This window comes from Chryseobacterium sp. C3, assembly GCF_014218905.1.
Lineage (GTDB): Bacteria > Bacteroidota > Bacteroidia > Flavobacteriales > Weeksellaceae > Chryseobacterium > Chryseobacterium mucoviscidosis.
Map to the genome: position 1 here is coordinate 17,808 of NZ_JACLCU010000003.1, position 26,974 is coordinate 44,781.

Annotated in this window: 23 protein-coding genes and 1 tRNA gene; 18 read left to right on the top strand and 6 right to left on the bottom strand. The window is 36.3% G+C overall.

Going from position 1 to position 26,974, the window contains the following annotated elements; all coding sequences use genetic code 11:
- Positions 1-95 precede the first annotated feature (95 nt).
- On the bottom strand, positions 96-968 hold the full coding sequence (locus tag H6W53_RS07290) for an AraC family transcriptional regulator (RefSeq protein ID WP_185205639.1): 873 nt from the start codon (positions 966-968) through the stop codon (positions 96-98).
- A 160-nt stretch (positions 969-1,128) separates the two neighbouring features.
- On the opposite strand from H6W53_RS07290, the gene H6W53_RS07295 reads away from it, so the two are divergent.
- Both H6W53_RS07295 and H6W53_RS07300 read left to right on the top strand, forming a co-directional pair.
- Positions 1,129-1,725, top strand: a complete 597-nt coding sequence (locus tag H6W53_RS07295) for a hypothetical protein (RefSeq protein WP_185205640.1) — start codon at positions 1,129-1,131, stop codon at positions 1,723-1,725.
- 240 nt (positions 1,726-1,965) lie between these two features.
- Positions 1,966-2,050: transfer RNA gene (locus H6W53_RS07300), tRNA-Ser, on the top strand.
- A 37-nt stretch (positions 2,051-2,087) separates the two neighbouring features.
- On the opposite strand, the gene H6W53_RS07305 is transcribed toward H6W53_RS07300, so the two are convergent.
- Together H6W53_RS07305 and H6W53_RS07310 are read right to left on the bottom strand one after the other, a co-directional pair.
- On the bottom strand, positions 2,088-3,086 hold the full coding sequence (locus H6W53_RS07305; protein WP_185205641.1) for an SDR family oxidoreductase: 999 nt from the start codon (positions 3,084-3,086) through the stop codon (positions 2,088-2,090).
- A 385-nt stretch (positions 3,087-3,471) separates the two neighbouring features.
- The gene (locus H6W53_RS07310) at positions 3,472-3,687 is read right to left on the bottom strand and encodes a hypothetical protein (RefSeq protein WP_076390494.1); all 216 of its coding nucleotides are present in this window, start codon (positions 3,685-3,687) and stop codon (positions 3,472-3,474) included.
- Positions 3,688-3,943: 256 nt separating this feature from the next.
- Between H6W53_RS07310 and H6W53_RS07315 the strand changes: the two genes are divergently transcribed.
- The 16 genes from H6W53_RS07315 (at position 3,944) to H6W53_RS07390 (ending at position 25,380) form a co-directional block, all read left to right on the top strand.
- A complete protein-coding gene (locus tag H6W53_RS07315) occupies positions 3,944-5,365 on the top strand; it encodes a sugar MFS transporter (protein ID WP_185205642.1) in 1,422 nt (473 codons plus the stop codon).
- Positions 5,366-5,682: 317 nt separating this feature from the next.
- The gene (locus tag H6W53_RS07320) at positions 5,683-7,035 is read left to right on the top strand and encodes a sigma-54-dependent transcriptional regulator (protein ID WP_185205643.1); all 1,353 of its coding nucleotides are present in this window, start codon (positions 5,683-5,685) and stop codon (positions 7,033-7,035) included.
- 3 nt (positions 7,036-7,038) lie between these two features.
- A complete protein-coding gene (locus H6W53_RS07325; protein ID WP_185205644.1) occupies positions 7,039-8,178 on the top strand; it encodes an FIST signal transduction protein in 1,140 nt (379 codons plus the stop codon).
- Positions 8,179-8,180: 2 nt separating this feature from the next.
- Positions 8,181-10,439 (top strand): PAS domain-containing hybrid sensor histidine kinase/response regulator, encoded by a 2,259-nt coding sequence (locus tag H6W53_RS07330; RefSeq protein ID WP_185205645.1) that lies wholly within the window; start codon positions 8,181-8,183, stop codon positions 10,437-10,439.
- 119 nt (positions 10,440-10,558) lie between these two features.
- The gene (locus tag H6W53_RS07335; protein WP_087709744.1) at positions 10,559-10,999 is read left to right on the top strand and encodes a response regulator; all 441 of its coding nucleotides are present in this window, start codon (positions 10,559-10,561) and stop codon (positions 10,997-10,999) included.
- 5 nt (positions 11,000-11,004) lie between these two features.
- Positions 11,005-11,736: a polysaccharide biosynthesis/export family protein gene (locus H6W53_RS07340; RefSeq protein WP_185205646.1), complete on the top strand. Its 732-nt coding sequence runs from the start codon at positions 11,005-11,007 to the stop codon at positions 11,734-11,736.
- Positions 11,737-11,748: 12 nt separating this feature from the next.
- A complete protein-coding gene (locus H6W53_RS07345) occupies positions 11,749-13,893 on the top strand; it encodes a GumC family protein (protein ID WP_185205647.1) in 2,145 nt (714 codons plus the stop codon).
- A complete protein-coding gene (locus tag H6W53_RS07350; protein WP_185205648.1) occupies positions 13,890-15,116 on the top strand; it encodes a lipopolysaccharide biosynthesis protein in 1,227 nt (408 codons plus the stop codon). Before H6W53_RS07345 ends, H6W53_RS07350 begins: the two co-directional genes overlap by 4 nt.
- A complete protein-coding gene (locus H6W53_RS07355) occupies positions 15,107-16,222 on the top strand; it encodes a glycosyltransferase family 4 protein (protein ID WP_185205649.1) in 1,116 nt (371 codons plus the stop codon). The genes H6W53_RS07350 and H6W53_RS07355 overlap by 10 nt, the downstream gene beginning before the upstream one ends.
- Before the next feature lies 1 nt (position 16,223).
- Entirely contained in the window at positions 16,224-17,516 is a 1,293-nt protein-coding gene (locus H6W53_RS07360; protein WP_185205650.1) for an O-antigen ligase family protein, read from the top strand.
- A 132-nt stretch (positions 17,517-17,648) separates the two neighbouring features.
- Positions 17,649-19,958 carry a hypothetical protein gene (locus tag H6W53_RS07365; protein ID WP_185205651.1) on the top strand — a complete coding sequence of 770 codons (2,310 nt, stop codon included), beginning with the start codon at positions 17,649-17,651 and terminating at the stop codon, positions 19,956-19,958.
- Positions 19,955-20,695, top strand: a complete 741-nt coding sequence (locus H6W53_RS07370; RefSeq protein ID WP_056013883.1) for an acyltransferase — start codon at positions 19,955-19,957, stop codon at positions 20,693-20,695. Before H6W53_RS07365 ends, H6W53_RS07370 begins: the two co-directional genes overlap by 4 nt.
- Positions 20,643-21,875 (top strand): glycosyltransferase family 4 protein, encoded by a 1,233-nt coding sequence (locus tag H6W53_RS07375; RefSeq protein ID WP_185205652.1) that lies wholly within the window; start codon positions 20,643-20,645, stop codon positions 21,873-21,875. Before H6W53_RS07370 ends, H6W53_RS07375 begins: the two co-directional genes overlap by 53 nt.
- 2 nt (positions 21,876-21,877) lie before the next feature.
- On the top strand, positions 21,878-22,954 hold the full coding sequence (locus H6W53_RS07380; RefSeq protein WP_185205661.1) for a glycosyltransferase family 4 protein: 1,077 nt from the start codon (positions 21,878-21,880) through the stop codon (positions 22,952-22,954).
- Between the two features lie 127 nt (positions 22,955-23,081).
- Entirely contained in the window at positions 23,082-24,293 is a 1,212-nt protein-coding gene (locus tag H6W53_RS07385; protein WP_185205663.1) for a DUF1972 domain-containing protein, read from the top strand.
- 19 nt (positions 24,294-24,312) lie between these two features.
- Positions 24,313-25,380: a glycosyltransferase family 4 protein gene (locus H6W53_RS07390; RefSeq protein ID WP_185205665.1), complete on the top strand. Its 1,068-nt coding sequence runs from the start codon at positions 24,313-24,315 to the stop codon at positions 25,378-25,380.
- A gap of 136 nt (positions 25,381-25,516) precedes the next feature.
- On the opposite strand, the gene H6W53_RS07395 is transcribed toward H6W53_RS07390, so the two are convergent.
- The 3 genes from H6W53_RS07395 to H6W53_RS07405 form a co-directional block, all read right to left on the bottom strand.
- Positions 25,517-25,927 (bottom strand): 5-fold beta-flower protein, encoded by a 411-nt coding sequence (locus H6W53_RS07395; RefSeq protein WP_087709721.1) that lies wholly within the window; start codon positions 25,925-25,927, stop codon positions 25,517-25,519.
- Positions 25,928-26,032: 105 nt separating this feature from the next.
- Positions 26,033-26,263 carry a hypothetical protein gene (locus H6W53_RS07400; protein WP_185205667.1) on the bottom strand — a complete coding sequence of 77 codons (231 nt, stop codon included), beginning with the start codon at positions 26,261-26,263 and terminating at the stop codon, positions 26,033-26,035.
- 64 nt (positions 26,264-26,327) lie between these two features.
- Positions 26,328-26,963: a hypothetical protein gene (locus H6W53_RS07405; RefSeq protein ID WP_185205669.1), complete on the bottom strand. Its 636-nt coding sequence runs from the start codon at positions 26,961-26,963 to the stop codon at positions 26,328-26,330.
- Positions 26,964-26,974 lie beyond the last annotated feature (11 nt).

Sequence of the window (26,974 nt, forward strand, 5' to 3'; positions counted from 1 at the left end):
AACAAAAATCTCTTCATATTTAAAGAAGTATTTAAGACGGTAAGTTAAAGGCTTATGTTCTTAAGTACTTCTTTTGTTTTTATAGAGATTCAGCATCATTCAATTAAAAAATTAAATTCTTTTCTGTATTGTGACGGACTTTTCTGAATGTATTCCTTAAAAGTTTTGTTGAAATAACTGAAATTGTTGAAGCCGGATTCAAAACAGACTTCTGTAATGCTCAAAGGCTGTTCTGCAAGAAGCTTTAACGAATGGGTAATTCTGTATTCGTTGACAAACTGTGTAAATGTTTTATTGGTAATTTTTTTAAAGTACCGGCAAAAAGAAGGCACTCTCATATTGGCAAGATCCACAACCTGCTCTAAAGTGATCTGTTCTTTAAAATGATCTTTCACATAATTAAAAATAAGATTGATTCTTTCATTATCCTCCACCTGAGTCTGAAGATAATATTTTCCGGCATTCAGAATTCTGTAATCCGGGGTTGAAGCCAAAGCATCCAGAATCTCCAGAAATTTCACCAGTTTTTCTAAGGATGAAGATTCGTGCATTGCTACAATTTTCTGTCCTATCTGTTTTTTGATATTTTCCGAAAAAACAATTCCCGCTTTTGACTTTTCCAGCAAGGCAGAAATTTTCTGCATTTCAGGAAGTTCAAAGAAGTTTTCTCCCAAAAAATCCGGCTTGAACTGGATTACCATTTCATAATCGTTATTGGTGTTTTCATTCGTCATTCCGCAGTGCGGCAGATTACTTCCCATAAGCACAAGATCTCCGTCGGAAAAGTAAGAAATATTACTTCCGATCTGTCTTTTTCCGGAACCTCCGCAAACAAAAATGAGTTCAATTTCAGGATGATAGTGCCATACATGAGATTTTATATTCTCGTTACGAAGAAATTTAAGGCTTGTAAAACTGCTTCCTATATTAGGTTTTACAGCTTCAAAGGCAGGATGCGAATGTTTCATATGCAATAATAAAATTCATACACAAAATTAACAAATATTAAATCAATAAACATATTTAAAGTTAAAATAATACATAAATATGAAAATCATGTGGTTGTACAATCTTGAAAGAGCAGCTAAATTTGCAATATAAATAACTGATAATAAAAATCTTATCAATATGAAAAAAGTATTTCAATCCGTTTTTACAGCAGCTTTTTTATTTGTTTCTGCAAATGTAATGGCTAAAGACAAAGATTTTTCTCTTTCTTTCGCATCGTCTACTTCTAAAACGATACGTTTTGAAGTGAACAACGCAAAAAATATTTCGTTGGTTATTTACAATGATTCTTATGGCGAACTTTATTCCGAAAGGCTTGAAAATGAAGATTCAGTGATAAAGACTTATAATCTGGAGGATTTGGCAGAGGGAACTTATTACCTTATTGCAGAATCTGAGCAAAAGATTGAAAAATATAAGATAAAGATTAGCGATGATAACAAGGCTGAAATTGAAAAAATTCCTTTTGCCGTCATCAGCAAACCGGAATTCAGCGTATCAGATCATATTGTTAAACTTCATATTGGAAATCTGAAGAACAAGGTAAGAGTTTCCGTGGCAGATTATGCCGGGACTACTTATTATTCTTCTACAAAAGAAGCAGAAAATGGTGAATTGGATATGACTTTTGATCTTGATCCTAATACCGCCGATCACTATATCATCAGTATTGAGGAAAACGGCAATACCTTCAACAGAACAATCGCTTTGAGATAAGAGATTCTATACATTCCCGTATTTATATCGGAATTAAAATTTTACGTACAATTAGTTTATTAAGGCAGCTTTTCTTTTTTAAATCACGGAGAAATGGCTGCCTTAATTTTTTTTAAAATTATCTTCCTGATACAAAGCAGTTTTTGAATTTTACACCAAAAACCTTGAAAATTATTTTGCAGAAAATAAAAATAGTTCTATATTTGCACCACTGAAAACAACGATATAATCGGAGTTTCTGGAGAGTTGGCAGAGTGGTCGATTGCGGCAGTCTTGAAAACTGTTGACTGTAACAGGTCCGGGGGTTCGAATCCCTCACTCTCCGCAAAAAACCTTCAAATTGAATTTGAAGGTTTTTTATTTTAGCTCTTTTCCGAAGAATTGGATCTCACTTTTAAAAACATATAAGCTAAACCTAATCCCAAACCTGCTAAAACTGCAATTTTTGTTTTTTTTGAAGGAACCGGAAGCATTGTTTCCCCATAAATACGGTGAGGATCTGATGAAGGTTGTAAAACGTTCCCGGAATCTGATGGTGCATTTTTAACTTTCATCATTACTCTCATAGCTGCTGAAGCTGTATTAATAATCGGCTTTGGAAATAAACCATAAATATTTTTCAGGAATGCCGAAGTAAAATCGGGAAAGAGGTCTTTTTTAGGATGTTTTGCCAGTTCTACCATTTTTGCTGCTGTATCTCTCGGATCTGCCGCGAAAGGAGGAATTTTAAAATCTAGCCCTGAATATTTTGCAGAGTGCATATTTCCTGTAGAACGCTGAATCTGCGGATAAAGATTACAGATATGGATCTGCGGAAAATCTGAAATTTCTCCATGAAGACATTCCATCATTCCCCTGATTCCGAATTTTGTGGAAGAATAAACCGCACTGTAAGGAGCAGGCATAAATCCGCCTATAGAGACGTTATTGATTAAAATTCCTTCGTTCTGTTTTTTAAAGACCGGCAAAACACTGTAAGCTCCATGCATATACCCGAAAAGATTGGTTTTAATCACTTGTTCATTTACATCCATCGGAATTTCTTCAAATTTCCCACTGGACATTACTCCTGCGTTATTTACCCAAATATCTATTCTGCCGTTAAACTGCAATGCTTTATTGGCTAAATTTTGAACATCACCTGCAATAGAAACATCCGTGGGAACAGCCATAGCGGAAACACCCAAATCTCTGCATAAAGCCACGGTTTCGTCCAAAGCTTCTTTGCCTCTCGCTGCAACTACAATATTACACCCTTCCAATGCAAATGCTTCTGCGGCAGCTCTTCCTACTCCACTGCTTCCTCCGGTAATAACTACGGTTTTCCCTCTGAGACTTTTTTGTTCATTATTAGAATTCATTTTGTGATGGTTTTGGTTAATTACCTGTAATCAACCTATTATTATGCCATAGCGAGTATAAATATCATTTAAATTCTTCTGTATTTATCTAATTCCGAGATAAAAAATTAGATGCAGGATGATTTAAAATTTCTATACTATAAATTTTCGTTAATATTCTTAATTAATCTTAAATACAGGTTTTTTATTATTTTCTTGGCACAGTTTTTTAATACTAATAATTACTCATGTTTAATTTGAGTTTTCATGGTTATTAGTTTTTATCCTCAGATTCTCTCTGAGGATTTTTTTGATTTAAATCCCCTATTTTCCGGATAAAAGCAATAAAAAAACAGACCTTCACAAGATCTGTTCTTTAATAAATAATATGTCTCTTTAAATATGTTTACATAGCATAAGCTCCTTTGTTCTGAAAAACATTAATGACTTCCGTTTTGTTGTTAATGGTATTGTAAATAACCTCCACGGTAAAATAAGATACTTCATAAAGTACATATTTTACTGTATCCATAGTTCTTTCGCTCATGATACGTCCTTCATTCATCACGAAACTGCACTGTGCCTGATTTGGCAAATTTTTAAAATCGTAGTAAGAAATCATAGCTTTGTTTTTTAATAGTTTCAAATAGAGATACACAATTTCTTTGCCAATTTTCTTTAATAAAGTTAAATTTTTAAAATTTAGATAAGAATACACCAATACAGTGATTATATTCACAATAAATATCATCCAGCCTTTAATGGTTATTAATAATTATCATATTAAATTTCTTTGATTAAACGGTTAAATTTATTGTCTCGAAATGATAATTTATTAAATAAACCTGCTATCTTTAAACTTTAATATATATGAATTTATGATAAATGATGCTAAAACGGGCAGCAGAAACTATACTGTTCCGTTGATTACCATTACACTATTGTTTTTTATGTGGGGATTCATCACCTGTATGAACGACATTCTGATCCCTTATCTGAAACAGCTTTTTAAGCTTACTTTCTTTGAATCGATGCTTGTACAGTTCTGTTTTTTCGGAGCTTACTTTATCGGCTCTCTGATCTATTTTCTTATCTCCACCACAAAAGGAGATCCCATTGACAAAGTAGGTTACAAAAAAGGAATTATTTTCGGGATCTTTCTTGCCGCTTTAGGATGTGTACTTTTCTACCCTGCTGCAAGTTTTTCTTCTTACGGATTATTTTTGGGAGCCTTATTTATTTTAGGGTTAGGATTTACCATTTTACAGATTACGGCAAATGCTTACGTTTCGCTTTTGGGTCCGGAAGAATCCGCATCCAGCCGTCTGAACATGACGCAGGCGTTCAATGCCTTCGGAACCACAATCGCTCCGGTTTTAGGCGGACATTTAATTTTTGAATTGTTTTCCGCTCCGGACGGATCTTTCAGTGCAGCGGCTACGAAAATTCCTTATCTCATTTTTGCAGCAATTCTGCTTTTGGTCGCTTTGCTTATTTCAAGAGTTAAACTTCCTGACTTTCAGGTAAAAGGAGAAGAAATTGTAAAAGGATTCGGAGCTTTGCAGCACAACCATCTGAAATTTGGAGTTCTTACCATGTTCTGTTACGTAGGAGGCGAAGTTGCAGTGGGAAGTTTCATCATTAGTTTTCTGGAGCAGCCACAGGTGATGAATCTTTCTGAAGTGGTAAGCAAAAATTATCTTTCCCTGTATTGGGGAGGCGCGATGATCGGAAGATTTTTAGGCGCAATTTCCCTGAATAAGTCAATCAGTCAGGCAAAAAAAGCTTTATATATGTTGGGAGCGGCTATCGCTGTATTTTTGGTTATTTTCAGCATTGTAGATCTTAGTTTTTCTCAGATCAGCTTCTTTTTAGTTTTTATTGCCTTAAATTTTATCGCGTTTTTTATCGGAAAATCGGCTCCGGCAAGAACCTTATCTATATTTGCGGGAGTTAATGTCCTGTTATTGATTTCTGCAATGTTTAATCATGGCGAACTTGCAATGTACAGCATTCTGGGAATAGGAATCTTTAACTCAATCATGTTCTCAAATATCTACACTCTCGCTATTTCAGGATTGGGAAAATACACAAGTCAGGGTTCTTCTCTGGTGGTTATGGCAATTCTGGGAGGCGCTATTGTTCCTGTTTTTCAGGGATATTTAGCCGATATTTTCGGGGTTCAGCATTCTTTCATCATTCCTGTATTCTGTTATATTGTCATCCTGATCTTCGGAGCTTATTGTACGAAGTATTTGAGTCACGTAAAGCAGGAGGAAGACACAAAAGCCGGACATTAAATTTTCAGTTTTAAAATAAAGAAACCTGCTTTTACAGCAGGTTTTTTTTATAAATGATCACTTTTCACAATAAACAAGCCACAAAGACAATGCATAAATAATATTCAATCCTTGTTATTAATCAGAAATTTAAAATTTATCAAGCATTCATAATCTATTAAATACTATCCCATAAAATACATAACCCCAAACAAACCAGCACAAAACAATCAAAAAAAACCCATCAATAAAGCATTATAAATTATATATCAATTAAAATATTTCATTATGTAAAGAAAAAATTTTACTTTTAATCAGAATTTTTAACAGATATTATAATGGTCAGAATTTTCCTTGTGGATGATGATCCCTTCATCGGAGAAATGCTTAAATATCATCTTCAGCTTAATCCTGATTATGAAGTTTTTCTTTACAGTTCTGGCAAGCAATGCCTTTCTGAACTTTACCGGAATCCTGATATCATTTGTATCGATTTCGGCTTGCCCGACATTCAGGGAGACGATCTTTTTAAACAGATCAAAACACTCTATCCGGATCTGCCGATCATTGTAATCAGCGGTCAGGAAAACATTTCCGTTGCCATTGATTTTCTGAAGCAGGGCGCAAAAGATTACATCGTAAAAAACGAACACACCAAAGAACTTCTGTGGAACTCCATTATCCGTCTGAGAGAAAACATCTCGCTAAAACAGGAAGTGGAAGAACTGAAAGATGAACTCGAAAAAAAATACAGTTTTGAGAAAACAATCATCGGGCAAAGCGATTCCATCAAAAGCATATTCTCAAAAATCAATAAAGCTCTGAAATCCAACATCAACGTCTCTGTAACCGGCGAAACAGGAACTGGGAAAGAAGTAGTTGCAAGAGCAATACATTATCATTCTTCCAGAAAAAATAAGCCTTTTATTGCCGTAAACATGGCAGCAATCCCTAAAGATCTGGTGGAAAGTGAATTTTTTGGTCATGAAAAAGGAGCATTTACAGGAGCAACAGATAAATCGGTCGGGAAATTTGAACAGGCAAACGGAGGAACTATTTTTCTGGATGAGATCGCAGAACTGGATCTCAACCTTCAAAGCAAGCTTCTCCGCGCGCTGCAGGAAAGAGAAATTACAAGAGTCGGCGGAACCCAGAAAATAAAACTGGACGTAAGACTCATTATTGCGACTCATAAAAATCTGGCAAATGAAGTAAAAAAAGGAAACTTCAGAGAAGATCTGTATTACAGGGTTATCGGTCTTCCGATAGAACTACCTCCGTTAAGAGAAAGAGATCAGGACACTTTAATTCTTGCCAAACATTTTATAGATCTTTTTGCCAAAGAAAACAAAATCAAACCTCTGGTTTTGGCTTCCGATGCGCGAAAAAAACTCATGAAATACAGCTTTCCGGGAAATATACGAGAGCTGAAATCCGTTATCGATCTTGCCTGCGTAATGGCAGAAAGTAACGAAATAACTGCGGATGACATTAGCTTTTACAGCCTTGAAAAAGAATCTGAAAATTTTCTTTCTGAGCAAAAAACGCTTAAACAATACACGACAGATATTATCCTTCACTTCCTGAAAGAGAACAATAATGACGTCATTAAAACAGCTAAAATATTAGACATCGGAAAATCTACCGTTTATAATCTTATCAACAGTACAGACCTTAAAAAAACTAAATAATACATGAAAGTCGCTAAACTACTTTTTGCTGACGGGATATGGAAATCTGAAAGAAACAATGAAAATCTGGACTATAATAAAGCTCAGCTTGTTTTAGGATATGGGAGCCGGAATATCCTTGAAAACTCTGATTTTTTTGAGGTAATTAAAACAAAATTTCCCAACGCGGAAATTGCCCTGTCTTCATCATCAGGAGAAATTTTCTGCAATGAAGTTTTTGACGGAACCGTTACCGTTAATGCAATTGAATTTTCTTCTTCCTATATAAAAACGCAGCAGATTGACATTAATGATTTTCAGAACAGTTATGAAGCCGGAAAAACTCTTATTGATAAACTCTGTCACGAAAATCTAAAGTGGGTATTCGTACTGTCGGACGGAAGTAAAGTAAATGGAAGCCAACTCGTAAAAGGACTCAATGAAGGACGTCCCGAAGGAGTTTTAATTTCCGGCGGATTGGCGGGTGACGGAGATCGTTTTGAGAAAACCGTTGTAGGGCTTAACGAAACGCCTGTCTGCAATAAAATCGTTGCCATCGGTTTTTATGGTGAAAAACTGGAACTCGCTCATGCCTCATTCGGAGGATGGGAAAGTTTCGGACTGGAAAGAACCGTTACCAAATCCCAGAATAATATTCTCGTAGAAATAGACAATAAAAATGCTTTAGATCTTTACAAAAGTTATCTGGGAAAATACGCAGAAGAACTTCCCAGTTCTGCCCTGCTCTTTCCGCTATCCTTAAAAATTGATGAAGATTCTGCTCCCGTAGTAAGAACCATTCTCTCAATTAATGAAAAAAACAACATGATGATCTTTGCGGGAGATCTGCCGGAAGGAAGCCATGTAAGATTTATGAAAGCTAACCTGGACCGCCTTATAGATGCGGCAAATGATGCAGCAAATGCCTGCCTTGAAATGAGCCCCGATCCTAAACTGGGAATTATTGTGAGCTGTGTAGGAAGAAAAATGGTTCTAGGAGAAAGAGTTGCCGAAGAAGTAGAAATCGTAAGAGATATTTTTGGCAAAAAAGCACTTATCAACGGTTTTTATTCCTACGGAGAAATTTCGCCCGCCAAATCTTTTGGAGATTGCGTACTGCATAACCAAACCATTACCATTACCACTGTAAATGAAACCGAATAACTATGGAAACCGAACTGCATAACATCCTTAACAGACAGATCAAAAAATATCTTACGGAAGATTGTAAAAAACATCCGCAGTTTAATAGTTTCATTAACGCAGTTAACGATTCCTATAAATCTTTTGAACGGGACAAGGAGTTAACCGATCATGCATTCAGACAGAGCGAAAAAGAATACAAAGAGTTGTTTAACGATCTGAAAAAAGAAAATGAACTCAAACAGGAATCTATTTCGAGCCTTTATGAATCATTAAGTTTATTAGATTCTGCTTTTGATACCAAAAAAAATAAAGACCTTAAAGAACTTTCCTTATACCTCGCCGAACAGCTTAAAGAAAGAAAAAGAGCGCAGGACAATATAAAACGGCAGGAAGAAAAATACCGTAACATTATCGCGAATATGAATCTCGGACTTATTGAGGTAGATAATGACGAGATTGTACGGTACGCCAATCAGAGTTTCTGCAACGTTTCAGGTTTTGAACTGGACGAAATCATTGGTAAAAATCCTTCACAGCTTTTCGTACAGGGAGAAGCCAATCAGGAATTTATCCAGGAACAGATCGAACTGAGAGAAAAAGGAATTTCCAGCGTTTATCAGCTCCCGATAAAAAATAAAAGAGGCGAACTGAGATGGTGGGCAATCAGCGGTGCGCCCAACTATGACGATCACGGAAATCTTTTAGGTTCCATAGGAATTCATCTCGACATTACAGACCAAAAAAGACTGGAAGAAGACCTTAAACAGGAAAAATCCAAAGCTATTGAAGCCTCTAAAGCAAAAGAAGTCTTTTTAGCCAATATGAGCCATGAGATACGAACACCACTGAATGCGATCATAGGTTTTCTCAGAGAACTTAAAAGACTGGATCTTACAACAACACAAAATCAGTTTGTGGAGAATAGTTTTAACGCGGCTCAGCATCTTTTATCAATTATCAATAATATTCTGGATATTTCCAAAATAGAATCCGGCGAAATGTCTTTGGATAACACTGTTTTCTCCCTTAAAGAATGCATCAGCGACATCATCAGTATTCTTCAGCCAAAAGCAAGGCAGAAAAAAATACTGTTGAAAGCCAGATTTTCAGATGATCTTTTCTCTGCATTTAAGGCCGATGCGCTCAAGATAAAACAGATCTTGTACAACATCATCGGAAACTCTCTTAAATTTACGAACGTTGGCGAAATATGTTTAGAATGTAAAGTCATAAAAGATTTTTCCAATCATCAGAAACTTGAAATCTGCATTACCGATACCGGAATCGGGATGAGCGAAGAATATGTAAAGCATATCTTCAAAAAATTCAATCAGGAAGACAGCTCCATTTCAAGGAAATATGGCGGAACAGGTCTTGGTATGGCAATTACACGCGAACTGATCCACCTCATGAAAGGTGAAATAAAGATTAAAAGCAAAAAAAATGTAGGAACAGAGATCAGTATCTTTCTGGATATGAACAAAAGCATAGAAAAATCAGAATCCAAAAATATTGAAGTAAAAGAGCACATTTCCATCGAAGGAACGCGTGTTTTACTTGTCGAAGATAATGAGCTCAATCAGTTGGTTGCTGAAAATTCTCTTACCCATTTCGGGTGCGAAGTCACAAAGGCAGACAACGGAAAAATGGCAGTAGACATTCTTTCAAAACAGCCGTTTGATATTATTTTAATGGATATTCAGATGCCTGAACTGGACGGAATAGAAGCAACTAAAATTTTAAGACAGGAATTCAGACTCGGCACTCCTATCATTGCGCTTACCGCCAATGCATTCAAAACAGAAATAGACAACTGCATTGCTGCAGGAATGAACAGCTACATCACCAAACCTTTTGACGAGGACGAACTGCTGAAAATTATTTATAAAAACATTAAAATGCAAAGTAATCTGGAAATCAACAACTCAGAAGAAGAAAAAATTCTTTATGACCTCCGAAATATTCAGGCATTAAGCCGTGGAAATGATGATTTTATTCAAAAAATGCTTTCCATATTTATCACGCAGACCCAGGAAACCATTCCGATGGTGGAAAAAGCTTTTGAAGAGAAAAATTATGCCGAAATAGCACGCCTCATTCACAGAATAAAACCAAGTATTGAAGGTGTGGGAATCTACTCCATCAAAGAAACCGTAAAGGATCTGGAAGTAAAATCCAAAGAGCAGCAGACCGGTTTTCCCGAACTGTATACTATGTTTCTGGAAGTAAAAGAAATACTCTTCACCGCTATAAACCAACTGGAAAGGGAAATTAAATAAAAACATTCCAAAATAAAGAGATTTTCCATATTTTGGAATTTAAAAAATAATTAATATCTTGATTTTCAAATACTTAATTAAAGGCACAGTAATCGCCTTATTGTTTTCAAATAAAAAAGATGGAAACAAATAACAAAAATTTAAAGTTTTTTATTGTAGATGACGACAGATTTTGCGCCACCGTGTATGAACAGTATCTGAAAAACAATCATTATGAAAATATTATCTCATTCAGCAGCGGAGAAGAATGTCTGGATGAACTACACCAGAAACCCGATATCATTTTCCTCGATCACAATATGGAAGATCTTAACGGTTTCGAGGTTTTAAAAAAGATAAAAAGATACGATCCGAACATTTACGTTATCATGGTATCTGCACAGGAAAATATAGATACCGCGGTAAATGCCCTGAAATACGGAGCTTTCGACTATATTGTAAAAGATGCCAATGTTTGCGAAAGAATGACGGATACCATAGAAAAAATAGTAAAAATTAAAGAAGAGATGTCTCAGAACCAACGAAAAGGTTTTAGAAAATTCTTTTCCGTTTTATTTTAAATCTTATGTTAAAAAAACTCATACTCTCATTCTTTTTCCTGATGCTTCTGGTATCCTGTAAAACCTACAACGTACTTGAAGAGGAACAGGCAAGCCGAAATATGCAGGATTTCAGCTATGATCCCAAATACGAATACAGAATCCGTAAAGACGACAAAATTACGCTTTCCGTTTGGGGACAGGATGATCTGAGTGTGGGTTCTGTATACGGAATTTACAACTCCAATGAAGTATACGGAAAATGGCTTCTGGTAGACATCAACGGAAATATAGAAATTCCAAAATTGGGAACTACTCCTGTTGTGGGAAAAACTCTTCCCGAATTAAAGGAAGAAATAAAAACAAAGCTTAAAAAATGGTTGGTAAATCCTATCGTGGATGTAAAAGTGCTGAATAAAGAAATTGCGGTGATGGGCGAAGTGAGAAATCCGGCGGTAATTCAGGTGGATAAAGACCAGAACACTTTACTGGAGCTGGTTTCCAAAGCCGGAGGATTTGAAATGTATGCCAATTTAAAATCCATTAAAATTCTGAGACAGGAAGGCGAAAACGTTCGCGTTACCAATATCGATCTTACCAAAATGAAAGATGTTCCGAACCAGAATATCCTTCTTCATCCGGGAGATTACATCATTGTTCCTTCCAAGAAAAGCAAAGATTTTGATAAGAGAATTTCCACCATTATTCCTTTTGCAACCGTCACTTCCGCAGCCGCGATTCTGATAGGATTATTATAAAATTTAATGACCATGAACAACGAGAATGTAAGATTTCTGAAACCGCTGTTACGAGGATTTCCCATCGTCGTTCTTGCCATGATTATTGCGGTTTTGGCAGCAAAAAAATACCTCAACTATGTAACGCCGATGTACGAAAGCACCGCAAAACTGAAGCTTGCGGATACACAGGAAGGCGTTCCGAGCGCGAATCTCTTCAAAGATTTCGATGTTTTTGCCACGCCCAACAAAATAAGCACAGAAATAGAAGTTCTGAAATCGACATCATTAATTGAAAAAACACTGGAAAAACTCCCCTTTTCCACCGAAATTTACAGAAAAGGAAAAGTACGCTCTGTAGAATTGTTCAACGATTCTCCGATAAAAGTAGAAAGCATTCTCTCCGATGAAAAAAATTACGATAAAAAATTTATTATTAATGTAAATTCAAATCAGAATTTTACAATAAATTCAGATTCTGCCAAAGAAATAAAAGGGACTTTCGGAGTTCCTACCGTTATAAAAGGAGGAAAAATTCTCATAACCAGAAACGACAGCTATCTTAAGTCCAAACCCGGTGCAAAAATTGTCGATCAGTATGAAGTTGAATTCCTGAGCAGAGAAAAACTTCTGGATAAAGTAAATAAAAATTTGGATATTGTTTCCGTGGACAAAGATGTTCCCGTTATCAGAATCAATTACAAAAGCAACGTTCCTGAAAAAGCAAGTCTTCTCGTAAATACTCTTGCAGAGACTTATATTCAGGATTATATTGAAAATAAATACCGCGCTGCCAATACGACGGTTGACTTTCTGAAAAATGAAATCGGACAGGCAAACAATAAGCTTTCCGGTGCAGAAAACCGTATAGAAAATTATCGAAACAAAGAAAATATCATCAATATTCCGCAGGAAACAGAAACTGATCTGAGAAAAATTTCCCAGCTTAAAATTCAGAAAAGCAATCTGAAAATGAATCTCGATGCGATAAAAAATCTCAATGATTATATTTCTGAAGGAAAAGACAATTATCTTGAACTTGCGCCCAATTTTGAAGCATTCAACGACCTTCTTTCAACCGAAATGGTGAAGAATATGAAACTGCTTCAGGCAGAAAAAAAAGAATTGCTCCTAACCTACACTCCGGAACATGAGAAAGTAAAAATTATTGATGCTAAAATTAAAGATCTTACCGATTACCAAACCGAAAGCATTAAAAACACCCAGAAAAATTTACAGATCAAATATAACGACATCGACCGCGATATTCAGATTGCAGAACAGGCTTTTATCGGGCTACCCGAAAAAGAAAAACTGCTGAACATTATGAATCGTGAGTTCAATCTTTACGAAAAGAATTATAACTTCCTGAACGAAAAAAGAATAGACGCAGAAATTGCCAAAGCGGCAAAAATTTCTTTTCATAAAATTATTACAAGAGGAGAACTGCCGAAACAGCCGGTTTCGCCGATGCGATCCATCATCATTATTGTTGCAGCCATTATGAGCATGATCGGTTCTATTGCACTCATCTACGCCGTACATTTTGCTAAAGCCAAAGTGAATGATGTATATACCATCGAAAAAAACAGCACAATTCCCGTTGCATTTACAACGTCTTATATTAAAAACAGGGAAAACATAATGCATCACTTTCTCGAGAACGTGCTGGAAATGGAGCTTAAGGAAATCATTAAAGATAAAAACCTCATCTGCATAACGTCTTATGATAAATCGAAACAGCATATGTTTCATTCGAAAAACATCATAAAAGCCTTACAGGCTCAATCCAGAAAAGTATTGGTTATTGATGTGGCAGGAAACTTAAAAAACATTGAAAACATCGATTATATCGATTTTTCAGAAGAAAAAAACTTAAGATTAACTTCAACGGATATTGAAAATCTGATCCGTGAAAAAATGACTGGAAATGATCTCTGCATCATCAACAATCAGTCGATAAAACAAGGCAAACTTCCTCTATTATTCCTGAAAATGGCAGATGAAAATCTGTTTGTTCTAGACAGCCGGAAAACAGCCGAAAAAACCATTATGAACGTAGAACTTCTGAAGGATGAATACAAACTGACGAATCTTTGGTTTGTGCTGAATAAAGAAGGCTATAACCCGAGTTTAATGACCTCTATTAAAAGTTTTGTAAACAGAAAAAGATCGTGAAAAAGCTTACAGAAATATTTCGCAGACCCACATCTCTGGTTTTCGCAGACCAGTTGATTTTCAGCGGAACAAATTTTCTTCTGACGTTTTTACTTGCCCGAAAACTGAACATTTCAGATTTTGGTCTGTTCTCGTCTGTGCTTTTGGTGACGTATCTTTTGGTAGGCATCTGCAATGCTATTGTGGTACAGCCTTTCCAGATTCTGGCAGCCAAAGAATTCACTAAAAGATCGCTGGGCTTTGTTTTTCAGGCTTCAGTAGTTTTAATAATGATTTTCTCTGCCTTACTGTTGATGGCTAAATTCCTGCCCGTTTCTGCACTGGCGTTTTTTAAAGATAATCTATTGGCGATCATCGCTTTTGCGGCAGCCTATGTTTTTCAGGATTTCCTGAGAAAGGTTCTGCTTACGATAGACCGCATACAATTGGTGCTTTTTATCGACAGCATCTTCCTTCTTGTTTTTCCTTTAATCTGGTTTGAAAACAGTCTTGATTTAGGAAAAAGTCTTTTGATCATTGCTATCGTCAACGCCATTGCTTCCCTTCCCGGAATTTGGTATTGTTTGAAAAATGCAGAATTCAGTTTGAAAAATGCTTCCCTTTTTCATTATCATTTTACAGAAGGAAAGTGGCTTTTGAGCGCTTCGGTGGTTCAGTGGTTTTCCAGTAATTTTTTCACGCTCGTTGCGGGAATCTATTTAGGAGTTAATGCTTTGGGAGCCTTGAGGCTGGTTCAGTCATTTTTCGGGGTTATTAATGTCATTCTTCAGACCGTTGAAAATTATTATCTTCCGAAAACAGCCCAGCTTCATTATCAGGATAAAAAAGAAGAAAAAAAATCCCTGCTTTTCAGTATGTCGAAAGGAATGATGGCTTTAGGAATTCTGATCATCGGTTTCTTTATTTTTTCGGAACCTTTAATTACCTTATTGGGCGGAGAACAATATCAACAGTATGGTTTTGTAATTAAACTGGTTTCAGTTTTATACATCGTGATTTTGTACAGCTATCCTACCCGACTTTCCATCAGAGTTTTAGAACAGAATAAAGCTTTTTTTACAGGATACTGCATTTCGTTTGTGTTTTCATTACTCAGTTTTCATTTTTTACTGAAATACGGAGCACTTTACGGCGCAGTTGCTGGTCTTGTGATCAACCAGATTCTAATGATCGTGTACTGGAAAATTTTACTTAACAGAAGACAGATTTCGGTATGGGCATAGTACATTTGATATTGGGAAAAGCAAATCCTGAAAAGATGAACGGCGTGAATAAAGTCGTGTACAACATCGCGACCAAACAGGCCGAAAACAGGCAGGATGTAGAAGTTTGGGGAATTTCCGAAAATACAGAGATCAATTACCCCGAAAGAAACTTTAAAACGAAGATTTTTAAACGGAAAAAAAATCCTTTTTCCATTCCTGAAGATCTTCAGAAAGAAATTATAAACAGCAGCGGATCTACGGTTTTTCATCTTCACGGCGGATGGATTCCTGTATTTTCGTCTTTAAGCAGATTTTTGCGGAAACACAAATTCAATTATATTATTACGCCACACGGAGCGTACAACGCGGTCGCAATGCAGAAAAGCATGATTACCAAAAAGCTTTACTTCGAGTTTTTTGAAAAAGCGGTCATCAAAAATGCTGCAAAAATTCACTGCATTGGCGAAAGCGAAATGGAGGGTTTACAGTCGATTTTTCCAACCCAAAAAGGCACTTTAATTCCATACGGTTTTGAAAGAGTAAAAGAAGACTTTTCTTTCAGTTCCCAAAAGGAAAGTCTTATTTTCGGATTTGTTGGACGGCTGGATATTTACACAAAAGGTCTGGATCTGCTTGTGGAAAGTTTTGCTGAATTTTCTAAAGCGGATCCTTATTCTGAATTGTGGATTGTGGGCGACAGCGACGAGAAAGCGAAGCTGCAACAAAAGATAAAAGCATTGGGAATTGAGAATAAAACAATCCTTTTCGGAAGCAAATTTGGCGAAGAAAAAAATGATCTCCTGAAAAAGATGGACGTTTTTGTGCATCCCTCAAGAAACGAAGGATTGCCGGTTTCCGTAATCGAAGCCGCAAATTTTGGCAAACCTTGTATTGTTACCAAAAACACCAACATTGGCTATCTTGTTGAACAATACAATGCGGGAATCAATATTCCGTCGCCTCATACAACACTCCTTACCAAAGCATTTTTCGATATTTCCAAAATCTGGAAAGACCGGCAGAATTATGAAAAGATCTGTGGAAATGCGGTAAAAATGGTAGAAGAAGCGTTTGACTGGAACAACATTCTTGATGAAATGAACTCCAAACTTTACAACTGCTGAAATGGAAACGTTACCTCTTCATCATCAGCAATTTCTTAAAAAGCTCAACAATCAGCTGTTTATCATTCTGCTGCTTATGGTGGCGTGTTTTTTTACGTGGAGTGAAAATGTAAACATTACACGAGCGATCAAAGTAGTCGGAAGAATGGGCGTTATGATCTCTTCTATTCTCATTTATTTTAAAATCATAAGATACGGAAGCATCAATTCTTTAGAATACAAAAATATATTTTCGCCGATTTTATACATCTGTTATTTAATTTTAGGCTTTATCTCATTTTCCTGGAGTACCAATCCGGGATTCAGTGCTTTGCAGTGGTTCATGACCTTCCAGAGCTTTGTTTTTGCTTATTTTTTCGTAAAAAGTCTGAAAATCTTAGACGTTTATTTCGAAGGTCACAACATCAGACTCTACCATCTTCTGGGAAATACCGTTTTCGTTCTGCAACTGGTTTTCGTGATCGGGATGTGGGTCGCTCCGGATATATTTTTCCGGCTTACAGACGGTGGTGAAGAAGCCAGACTGGGCGGAACAATGATGAACCCGAATGAACTCGGAATGCTTGCCGGAGTGGGTTCTGCATGTCTTATTTTTGATCTGTACCGCTTTAAAAAGAAAGTCTGGACGATCATAAAAATCCTTGTCATTTTGTATGCTTTATTCATGACCGGATCGAGATCTTCTCTTATTGGATTTTTGCTGATCGTGTTCTTCCATGTTAACCAGACCAAAAAGAAAACCCTGAAATTTGCCATTATTGCGCTTGTTGCCATGGTTGCACCTTTCGCAGTGTACAGCGTTATTCTGAAAGGCGGTGATCAGGAAAGGCTGGAAGAGATCATGAGTCTTACAGGAAGGCTTCCGTTTTGGCAGGCTTTAATTACGGAAGGCTTACCCAGAGAACCGCTTTTAGGCTTTGGCTTTATGAGGATCGATTACAAAGAGTTTTTCCAGAGCGCACATACGTATCCGGGAAAAATGACGCACAATACTTTTATGCAGGTTCTCATGAATCTTGGATTTATCGGGTTTACCATTGTGCTTTTTCAGGTATTTTTTACCGTAAAATCCATACTGTCTGAACAGAAGGAACTCAAACTGATGCTCATCGGGATTCTTATTCCGATTGTGATCAATTCTTTTACAGAATTTGGAATTTTCGGGGAGAGTAATTATGGGATCATGTTCTATCAGATCATTATATTTTCCATTGCTTTCCGCAACAACAATCATCTTACAAGGTTGCAGAAAATCATTCTTAAGAAAAAAAGACCGGAGCTGATGCAGGAATAAATTTCCACACAACAGTATTTTTTCCATATTTTGGAATTTAAATTCAATTAAAAAATTCACAACTAATTAATTATCAGTATTTTAATTTTTTGGCAGATATTTTTATACTGTTTTGGTATATCATTAATCATCATGAAAACATTATTTAGAAATACAGGGTACAAATTGTTTACAAAACAGGAAGAGAACAGCAAGAAAATCTCTTTTTCGTACATCAAAAATCCTGACGGAACAGTAAGGTGGTTTTGGAACTCAGATTCCTCAAAGCCTTTATTTCTAAAATTTTACAATGCTGCCACACCGAAAGCAAAACTTTTCGAGGTGTTGGTAAAAACGGTTTTTGCGCTGCGTTTACAGAAAATTGTTTTTAAGAAAGAGGTTCTTTATTATGTAAAAAACAGTGAGCCGGTTTTTAATATCGAAAATGACTGGGCTATTTTTACAGGAACTGTTGGTCCCAACAATAAGGCACTTCTGTTCAGCGGAGGATGTTTTTACAAGATCGCAGAAACAGATTCTGCCAAAAAACTGATTGCCACAGAAAGTAAAAACCTTAGAAAAATTATTTCAGGTAATGTATTGCAGGTTCCGGAAGCTTCCATGATTAACGAAAACATTCTTAAATTATCTGATATTTCAAAAGGCGGAACGCGTGAAAATTCTTTTACGAAAATTCATGCGGAAGCTTTGAAAATGATTTCCGTACATCATGAAAGAAGCGTGAAAATCTCGGAATGGAAGTATTTTCAAAGTGTAAAAGAACAGTTTTTAAACATTGAAGATGAGAGAATTCCGAAAAACATCCTCCGAAAGATAAAAGCGATCCTGAGACACACCAACGAAGATGAAAACATAGATGTTGCCTTTTCGCACGGAGATTTTACCTCGTGGAACTGTTATGTAAAAAATGAAAAGCTTGCAGTTTACGATTGGGAACTTTCTTCCACAGAAAAACCAAAAGCGTTCGATTTCTTTCATTTTATCATTCAGAACGGAATTTTAATCCAGAGAAAAAGCTGGAAAGAAATTTATACAGAAATTGAAGAGAAAAATAAAATGACATTCCGGTTCAGCGAAGAAGACCTTCAGAAGTATCTGAAATACTATCTTCTGACGAACACGTTGTCTTACCTTACCATTTATGCAGCACAGGAAGAATGGCATCTTCAGATTCACTGGCTGTTACAAACATGGAATGAAGCTTTAAATATCATTCTTAAAGACTACTCTACCGAAAGAGAACTGGTCATTTTAGATACTTTCGATGCGCTTTACCATACCGATTATGCGGCTTTGAAATTTCACAACGAAGAACCGGAAAAGCTGAAACTGAATTCTGATATTGATCTGATTATTTCTTCTGAAAACGCGCAAAAATTAGTCAGTTATTTATCCGGGCACAGTCTCGTACAGAAAGTTTCAACGGTGAAAAAATCTTTTATGCAGACGGTAAGAATCGTTACGCTTCAAAACGAAATTCTTAATCTGGATCTTATTCATCAGGTGAAATGGAAGCATATACAGATCATGGAGGTTTCAAAAATCCTTGAAAACAGAAGAAAAAACAGATATGGCGTTTATAAAGTTTCAGAAAAAGATACTGCCCAATTTATTGATCTGTTTTACAGCCTGAACGATGCAGAAATTCCTGAAACGTATGAGAAATTTGTTTCGGAACATCTAAAATCAAACAAAATAACCGACAGAGAACTTACCATTAAAACCCTGAAAATGAAAAACGAAAACAGAGGATTCAGTTATTTTAAAAATATTGTTCATTATTTAAAAGATTCGTTTGCAGAAAAAGGATTCATCATCACATTCAGCGGTGTAGACGGAGCCGGAAAATCTACCGTGATCTCGGAAGTTTCCGAACTTATTGAAAAACGTTACAGAAGACCTGTAAAAGTTCTGAGACACAGACCTTCCCTGCTTCCCATCCTGAGTGTATGGACAAAAGGAAAGGAAAAAGCACATGAGGACGCGGTGAATTCTTTACCCAGACAGGGAAACAACAAAAACTCCCTTTCTTCCTTATTGAGATTCGGATATTATTATACAGATTATATTTTAGGACAGTTTGTTATTTACACAAAATATGTTTTGAGGGGAAAAATAGTTTTATACGACAGGTATTATTTCGATTTTATTGCCGATGCAAGAAGAAGCAACATTCAGCTTCCGAAATCCGTAACGGAGACAGGATATCATTTCCTGATGAAGCCGGAGTTCAACTTCTTCCTGTATGCCGCGCCTGAAAAAATACTTAGCAGAAAAAAAGAACTTTCGTATCACTCGATTTGCGACCTTACTTCAGAGTACAGTTCCCTTTTCTCTAAACTGGAAAGAAAAAACCAGAGAGTGAAGTACTTAGCAATCGAAAACAATGATCTTGATGTGACATTAGGAACGATCATGAACACAATAATTGCACAGAGATGAAAAAGCTTGTCGTAAAAATTATAAAACTAAGAAGTCCCTACTTTACTATAGATGATGATCTGAACTCCGGAGCGGTTCTACAGTTTATCTGGATCCAGCTCTGGAGCATCATCAGAGGTTTCAGGATGCTTCTCTCTTTCAGAAATCCCAAAGGAATGCTTTTAGGCAAAAGAGTAAGTTTCTTTAATGTTTCTAAAATAAAATGGGGAAAGTTTCTGCGTCTGGGAAATGATGTGTATGTTTCTGCCCTTGCAAAACACGGAATTGAATTTGGAGACAATGTATCGATAGGCGCTTTCAGCAGAGTGATTGTTTCCACCTCTTTTAACAATATCGGAGAAAAAATAAAAATAGGAAACAATGTCGGGATCGGAGAATTTGCTTATCTCGGCGGTTCCGGAGGACTGGAAATCGGAGACGAATGCATTGTAGGACAATATTTGAGCTGTCACCCCGAAAATCATAATTATGAAGATCCTGAAACATCAATCCGGCTTCAGGGCGTTAACAGAAAAGGAATAAAAATCGGAAAAAACTGCTGGATCGGAAGTAAAGTAACGATTCTGGACGGTGTGGAAATCGGAGACGGATGTATTCTGGCGGCAGGAAGTGTGATTACGAAATCTTTTCCGGACAACAGCATCATCGGCGGAGTTCCCGCTAAACTTTTAAAAACAAGAACCCATGAAAACCAATCAGACGATACTCGCAACGTGCTACGCCATCAATCCGTATAAAGGATCGGAAGATGCGATGGGATGGAATTTTGTGTATCAGATCGCCAGATTTCGTAAAGTTTTTGTAGTAACGAGAGAAAACAATAAAACACATATCGAAAAATACATGAAGGAAAATCCCGATTCTTTATACGAGAACATGAATTTCCTTTATTTTGATCTTCCCTACTGGATGCGTTTCTGGAAAAAGGGAGGTCGCGGTGCGCTTCTGTACTATTATTTATGGCAACGGGGAATTGTTTCATTTGTAAAAAAACAGAAGGTGGATTTTGACATTGCCCACAATGTGAATTTTCATAACGACTGGACGCCAAGTTTTTTATGGAAATTAAAAAAGCCTTTGGTTTGGGGACCTGTAGGACATCATCCTCTTATTCCTAAACAATATCTGAAAGATTATTCCCAAAAATATTTCCTTAAAGACCGTTTAACATGGATGGTGAAAAACTTTTTCTGGAAACTTTCGCCTTCCCTGAAAAAAACAGTTCAGCATTCTAATCACATCTGGTGCATGAACAGCGGTGTTCCGGAGAAGCTTAAAGTTAAAAAAGATCAGTATTCGCTTTATCCTTCTGTTGCTTCGGAAGATTTTTATCAAAAAGATGAAGTGACGGTAAAATCAGATTTTGCCGTAATCAGCGTAGGAAGATTTGTTCCGTTAAAAGGTTTTGATCTCACGATTCGTTCATTCATTCAGTTTATCAGTGCGCTTTCTGAAGAAGAAAAAGCGAAATGCAAGTTAATTTTGGTGGGAACCGGCGAACAAAAGCAGTTTTACAAAGATTTAATTCAGCAAAATAATGCTGAAAATTATATTGAAATCATTGAATGGATCGACCGCAGAGAACTGATGAAAATGTATGAACAAGCTTCGGTTTTTCTTTTTCCGTCTCATGAAGGAGCAGGAATGGTGGTTCCGGAAGCACTTTCTTTCGGACTTCCGGTTGTCTGTCTTCAAAATGAAGGTCCCGGAGAATTTATTACCGAAAAATGCGGTTTTACTATTCCACAGCAGGAATATGATCAAACGGTAACGGAATTGAGCGATGCTTTAATGAAATTATTTTCAAATAAAGATCTTAAGCAAAAAATGAGCATCGAAGCCAGAAAGCATTACCTTGACCGATTTTCATGGGAAAAAAGAGGCGATCATCTCAATACAATCTATAACCAAATTTAGCCATGAAAAGAATTGTCTCTGTTCATCTTCTGAATGATTACAGCGGAAGCCCGAAAGTTCTGATGCAGCTTCTGAAATCCTGGACAAAAAACGGGATGGATGCGCATCTTTTTACTTCAGGCGGAAGAAAGGGTTTTTTGTCTGATATTCCCAAGGTGAAAAATCATCTGTTCTGGTATCGCTTTTCGTCCAATGCGCTGATAAGAATTCTCAATTTCTTTCTGAGTCAGTTTTTTCTGATGATTAAATTACTCTTTTTCCTTAAAAAAAGTGATCTTGTTTACATCAACACGGTTTTGCCTTTCGGGGCGGCAATCGCAGGAAAACTAAGAGGGTGTAAAATTATTTATCATATCCACGAAACTTCGGTAAAGCCGAAACTATTTAAAAATTTTCTTTTCGGAACAGCAAAAATAACTGCCGATAAAATTGTTTTTGTTTCGGAATATCTTCTGAAACAGGAATCTTTAATTAACAATCAGGAATTGCTGTACAATGTTCTGGAAAGCGATTTTGCCGAAAAGGCAGACCGTTTCCGAAATGTGGAAAAAGAAATTCCTGTGGTTTTAATGATCTGTTCTTTAAAAGTTTACAAAGGAGTAGACGAATTTCTGGAATTAGCCAAAAAAAATCCTTCTTACATTTTCAAACTTGTTGTGAATGCGACGGAAAAGGAAATTCAGGAGTATTTTAAAGGGAAGGAAATTCCGAAACAGCTTATAATTTATCCTACGCAAACGGACACCCATCCTTTTTATCAGGAAGCCAGTATCATTCTTAATCTCTCCCATCCTGATCTTTGGGTGGAAACATTCGGACTTACGATTCTGGAAGGAATGCGTTACGGCTTACCTGCGATCGTTGCGCCTTTAGGAGGCGTTACAGAGCTTGTTGAAGATAATAAAAACGGTTTTTTAATCGATTCTAAACACACAAATGAACTTTCTGAAAATTTAAACTACATTTTGAACGATCCATCGGTCTATAAATCCTTCAGTGAGGCTTCTTACGAGAAAAGTCTTCTGTTTTCCGAGGCGTATTTTGAGAGAAAATCTCTGGAGATAATTTCCAATTTATAATCCATTTTCCAGATTATGGAAATCGGGCACACTTTCAATAAATTATAATTAACACATTTTCATTACGTTACATTATTTTACACAATTTGGAACACAAATAGTCATAATATGTTAAAATAAAATAATTATGAAGACAAAAGTAGCAATTATAGGAACGGTAGGTCTGCCTGCGAAATACGGAGGCTTTGAAACCTTAACGGCTCATCTTGTGGAAGAGCTTTCCGATACCTACGATTTTACGGTATATTGCTCTTCAAAAAAATACAGCAAGGAAGAGAGAATCGAAAGCTGGAGAGGGGCAAAACTGAAGTATCTTCCTTTAGACGCCAACGGAATCCAGAGTATTCCTTACGATACATGGTCTATTTTTCATGCTTTATTCCGAAGTGATGTTCTTCTGATTTTAGGCGTTGCCGGAGCGTGGCTTTTACCATTAGTAAAATTATTCACCAATAAAAGAATTATTATTTCCATCGACGGAATTGAATGGAAAAGAGACAAATGGTCTGTTCCTGCAAAATTATATCTTTGGTGGGCGGAAAAACTGGCGGTAAAGTTTTCTCATATTGATATTTCGGATAACGAATCTATTCAGGATTATACTTCTGTACGCTATAAAACAATAAGCCGCGTTATTGAATACGGAGCGGATCATACGAAAATAAACCGTGTCCCGTCTGCTGAAAATCTTGAAAAATATCCTTTCCTGAATGAAGAATATGCGGTAAAAGTATGCAGAATTGAACCTGAAAATCATGTCCATACAATTTTAAAAGTATTCAGCACGCTTCCGGAGCGCAAGTTGGTTTTGGTAGGAAACTGGAACAACAGCGAGTACGGAGCAAATCTGAAAGAAGAGTATTCAGGATTTAAAAATATTCTCCTGCTCGATCCTATTTACGAACAGGAAACCATTGATCTGATCCGCGGAAATGCTTCTCTTTATATTCACGGACATTCTGCGGGAGGAACCAATCCTTCGCTTGTGGAAGCCATGTTTTTAGGTCTGCCAATCATCAGCAACGGCGTTTCTTACAACAGAACGACAACCGAGAATCAGGCTTTTTATTTTTCGGATGAAAATGAACTTAAAAGTATTCTGGAAAAACTCAGCAAAGAAGATCTGGAACTCTGCGCCGGAACAATGAAGAAAATAGCGGAAAGAAGATATACCTGGAAAAGAATCGCAAAAAAATACAGTCAGCTTATCGAAGAAACCTTTACTATCAGCAAGAAAACCAATGTTATGCCCAGAATCTCTGAAATTGATGAGGCAATTCTGAAAAAGTACAATGTAGAGCATCTTAAGCACATCAAACTATTCAATAACTCTAAATAAACTGCTAAAAAACGAGGCTATGAAAAACTTTGTAGAACTTTCTATATACGGAATTCTTGCATTCATCCTTTCGATGTGCGTCATTCCGCTCATGAGAATGATTGCCCAGAAAATTAAGCTGGTGGATGTTCCCAATGCAAGAAAAGTGCACCAGACTGCTATTCCGCTGATCGGAGGTCTTGTGATCGGGCTTGTTGTTTTTTTGCTTTTATGGATTTCTGATGACAAAAGCTGGAAAGATATTCTTCCAATCATCATTACTTCCTACATTATGCTTTTTGTGGGAACGCTGGATGATAAAACAGACATCAGAGCGATCTACAAGTTGGGAATCCAGATTTGTGTGAGCGTGATTATTGCGACTTCAGGCATCCGGATTACCACTCTTTACGGACTTTTCGGAATCCATGAAATGAATGTTTATTTTCAGTATATTCTTACGGTACTTATTATTACAACGGCAGTAAATGCTTTTAATCTGATTGACGGAATTGACGGTTTGGCAGGAAGTGTTGCAGGAGTAGGTTTTGCTTTGTTTTTCGTTATTGCTTTAATTGAAGGACATTTCGGACTGGCAAGAATTGGACTGCTTTTCGTGGGAAGTATTGCTGCTTTTTTACGGTATAATTTTTCTTTGAAGAACAAAATTTTTCTGGGAAATTCGGGTTCTTTGTTTTTGGGATATTTGTTGATCTGTCTGGGAATTTACATTACGAAATTCGACAGAGGTTCGGAAGAGTTTCCTTACGGTATTTTCTTTATTCTTTTTGTATTCACGATTCCTGTAATTGATTCTGTGAGAGTGTATGCAGACAGAATTTCGAGGGGAAAGTCGCCATTCAAGGCAGACAAATCGCACATTCATCATCATCTTTTACAGTTGGGACTGTCTCACAAAAGAATTACCTTAACTTTTGTGGCACTGAATATTGTAACCTTTATTGTTCAGTACGTTTTTTTCCCGAACTACTCTATTTATACAACGCTTATTTCATTCTTTGTCTTTATTTTCATCTTTAAAATTATTAAAGTGCTGAATCTTTTCCTCACATGGAAAAAAAATATCAAAGACATGGAAAATTCATAAAACCAAATTTTGATGTAAAAAATTATTATTTCGCCCTTATTTACCCTTAATAAAAAGAATACTCCGAACAGTAATTGTCCGGAGTATTTGTTTTTATCTGCTTAAACTGATGTAAAGTTTAACTGAACTGTGCTTATTAATTCAGCTTGAAAAAGAAAAATGCAACTGCCGCCCATTCTTTTTTAATTCCGCTTGCATAACCGATAGTAGAATGACTACCGTTTTCTACCGTTCCGTTATCTTTAATATAACCAATGGTTGAATGGCTGCTGTTTTCCACGGTTCCGTCCTTTTTTACGTAGCCTACTGTAGAACCGCTTTTGTTCTGTATGGTACCGTCACTTTTAATATAACCGATTGTAGAATGGCTGCTGTTTTCAATGGTTCCGTTGCTTGTAATATAACCTACTGTGGAATGGCTGCTGTTTTCAATGGTTCCGTTGCTTTTGATGTATCCTGCTGTACTGCGGCTTCCCGATTCTATGGTTTGTGCGCTTAAAAGAGATAAGTTAAACAAAACAGCACAAACGAATAGTGTTTTTTTCATGGTTTTTAAAATTTTTAAATTCTTCGAAATATAGGAAGTTTTTTATTGAAAATGAAATACCACAGGAATTTCAGAAGAAAAACTGAAATTATATAATCCTAAAAATTACCTCCAAGGATTGAGAACATACTTAGTAAAATTTATTTCCATGTCTTTTATTCGGTCTTCGAGAGCTGTAATTCCTTTTGTAAGATATTCCTTTTTTTCAGAATCAGTCAGCGTATGGATTGCATCAAAACCCGGTGCCGGAGCAGAAATCGGAACAGACAATTCAATGGTGTCGCCGTTTTCATAAATATAATAATACCAGTCTTTTTTTTCTAAAAGGTTTTTCATGATTATTTTTTATTGGTCTTAAAACATTAAAATATAATTTCCTTCATTCAGATCTAACCATCTATTATCTGATTTTCTCAGCCTCTTCAATATTGTATCTAATCCTTTTATCATCATTTAATAAGGAACTGAAAATCTCAAAATATTCTTCAAACCTGTGTTTATCGTAATGAACGATAACCGGAAAAAGCTGACTTGCCTGATAATATTTTTTATTCCTCAAAGCACTTTTCATCGCCTCTTCAATTTCTTTCAGTAGCGGTTCGCAGTCTTTTTTCAACAGAAAATCTTTCAGACAGGATTCGAAAAACCTATCCCCGTAAATGCTTAAGAAATGTTTTACATAAGGATATAACTCCTGTTCTTCTTTCCCATTAAATGTTGAAATGTATAATGCATCCACGATAACATCATACACATTATCTTCATTATAAATTCTGTGAGGTTCAAAGCTGTGTTTTTCATCCCATTTTTCAGAAATGAAACGGTCAAGCTGTTGAAATCCTTCAGGAATTGCCCATGCAAGTAAAACAAGCATTGCCTGATAAGAAATGTAGGGATTTTTATGTTGAAGCAGCAGTTTCAGTTTTTCAACACGGTTTTCGTCGGTTTTGCCGATGAGCTGTACTTCTGTAAGATCATAACCTTCTTCGCCATCTTCGCTGTAATAGTACAGCGTATCATATATTTCGTTTTCCAATTCTTTTTAAT

What these genes read in the sequence shown, in the direction of transcription:
- H6W53_RS07345 (WP_185205647.1), top strand. Translation starts at nt 11,749, where the DNA reads ATGAACAACGAGAATGTAAGATTTCTGAAACCGCTGTTACGAGGATTT.
- H6W53_RS07335 (WP_087709744.1), top strand. Translation starts at nt 10,559, where the DNA reads ATGGAAACAAATAACAAAAATTTAAAGTTTTTTATTGTAGATGACGAC.
- H6W53_RS07305 (WP_185205641.1), bottom strand. Translation starts at nt 3,086, where the DNA reads ATGAATTCTAATAATGAACAAAAAAGTCTCAGAGGGAAAACCGTAGTT.
- H6W53_RS07365 (WP_185205651.1), top strand. Translation starts at nt 17,649, where the DNA reads ATGAAAACATTATTTAGAAATACAGGGTACAAATTGTTTACAAAACAG.
- H6W53_RS07400 (WP_185205667.1), bottom strand. Translation starts at nt 26,263, where the DNA reads ATGAAAAACCTTTTAGAAAAAAAAGACTGGTATTATTATATTTATGAA.
- H6W53_RS07340 (WP_185205646.1), top strand. Translation starts at nt 11,005, where the DNA reads ATGTTAAAAAAACTCATACTCTCATTCTTTTTCCTGATGCTTCTGGTA.
- H6W53_RS07325 (WP_185205644.1), top strand. Translation starts at nt 7,039, where the DNA reads ATGAAAGTCGCTAAACTACTTTTTGCTGACGGGATATGGAAATCTGAA.
- H6W53_RS07330 (WP_185205645.1), top strand. Translation starts at nt 8,181, where the DNA reads ATGGAAACCGAACTGCATAACATCCTTAACAGACAGATCAAAAAATAT.
- H6W53_RS07315 (WP_185205642.1), top strand. Translation starts at nt 3,944, where the DNA reads ATGATAAATGATGCTAAAACGGGCAGCAGAAACTATACTGTTCCGTTG.
- H6W53_RS07310 (WP_076390494.1), bottom strand. Translation starts at nt 3,687, where the DNA reads ATGATTTCTTACTACGATTTTAAAAATTTGCCAAATCAGGCACAGTGC.
- H6W53_RS07355 (WP_185205649.1), top strand. Translation starts at nt 15,107, where the DNA reads ATGGGCATAGTACATTTGATATTGGGAAAAGCAAATCCTGAAAAGATG.
- H6W53_RS07290 (WP_185205639.1), bottom strand. Translation starts at nt 968, where the DNA reads ATGAAACATTCGCATCCTGCCTTTGAAGCTGTAAAACCTAATATAGGA.
- H6W53_RS07295 (WP_185205640.1), top strand. Translation starts at nt 1,129, where the DNA reads ATGAAAAAAGTATTTCAATCCGTTTTTACAGCAGCTTTTTTATTTGTT.
- H6W53_RS07395 (WP_087709721.1), bottom strand. Translation starts at nt 25,927, where the DNA reads ATGAAAAAAACACTATTCGTTTGTGCTGTTTTGTTTAACTTATCTCTT.
- H6W53_RS07375 (WP_185205652.1), top strand. Translation starts at nt 20,643, where the DNA reads ATGAAAACCAATCAGACGATACTCGCAACGTGCTACGCCATCAATCCG.
- H6W53_RS07380 (WP_185205661.1), top strand. Translation starts at nt 21,878, where the DNA reads ATGAAAAGAATTGTCTCTGTTCATCTTCTGAATGATTACAGCGGAAGC.
- H6W53_RS07370 (WP_056013883.1), top strand. Translation starts at nt 19,955, where the DNA reads ATGAAAAAGCTTGTCGTAAAAATTATAAAACTAAGAAGTCCCTACTTT.
- H6W53_RS07320 (WP_185205643.1), top strand. Translation starts at nt 5,683, where the DNA reads ATGGTCAGAATTTTCCTTGTGGATGATGATCCCTTCATCGGAGAAATG.
- H6W53_RS07385 (WP_185205663.1), top strand. Translation starts at nt 23,082, where the DNA reads ATGAAGACAAAAGTAGCAATTATAGGAACGGTAGGTCTGCCTGCGAAA.
- H6W53_RS07390 (WP_185205665.1), top strand. Translation starts at nt 24,313, where the DNA reads ATGAAAAACTTTGTAGAACTTTCTATATACGGAATTCTTGCATTCATC.
- H6W53_RS07360 (WP_185205650.1), top strand. Translation starts at nt 16,224, where the DNA reads ATGGAAACGTTACCTCTTCATCATCAGCAATTTCTTAAAAAGCTCAAC.